At 45.0% G+C, this 731-nt stretch carries 1 protein-coding gene; it reads right to left on the bottom strand.

Annotated elements, in window-relative coordinates:
* Positions 1-220, bottom strand: a 220-nt coding sequence (locus ACP7EG_RS27685) for a hypothetical protein (RefSeq protein ID WP_426090248.1), incomplete at its 3' end; no start/stop codon positions are given.
* Between the last annotated feature and the right edge of the window lie 511 nt (positions 221-731).

The raw sequence follows: 731 nt of genomic DNA on the forward strand, positions 1-731 counted from the left end.
GCAACCAGTGTGAAAGTAGGTTATCGTCAGGCTTGTTATTTGGTGAAACAGCCCCCGGCTGTTTCTCCTTGAGAAAAACCCGATCAGCAATGGTCGGGTTTTTTTTCGTCTGGCGCTTTATTCTCCAGACATTACTGAAAATGCAGTCGTCAGCCAGTACGAATCTCCGCATTGATGCTCCTGCAGTCACCAGGCCGGCGCCGAGCTGGTGCAGCTGCATGTGGATCAAGCCCGTTAATATGCAAGCTTCAATGTGCACCAGGGCATTCAGAATAGTGTTACCTGGTCAATTTGATGGCGATATGGCATCCCATCATTAAATTTCACACTTTCTTAGAATAAACCTTGCTGCCTGCGTATAGCTTTGCTATAGTTCGCCTCCCCAATGAGACGCTGCAGTTTGCGAAACAAAGGGATCACTGGAAACAGTGAGGGCAGTAAAAAAGAAGGTTGACGGATTTAGCGAAATGCTTCATACTCTTTCTTCTTCGCAGCTGACAAACACAACGCTTTGTCGATAGCGCGAAAGCAGTACAGAATACCGTTCTTTAACAATTAACAGTCGATAAGTGTGAGCATTTGATGTAAGTGCAGCGTCAATCTTCGGATTGACGTCTAACTTAAAATATCAAATGTTCACAAGAAATAATGAAATAGGATACTTCTTCGGAAGTAGCCTGTCAGTTTTTTGAGTGAGCGACCCGTCGCAAGACGGTGCCAATAAAATGGCA

Source organism: Janthinobacterium sp. PSPC1-1, from assembly GCF_049897625.1.
Lineage (GTDB): Bacteria > Pseudomonadota > Gammaproteobacteria > Burkholderiales > Burkholderiaceae_D > Janthinobacterium > Janthinobacterium tructae.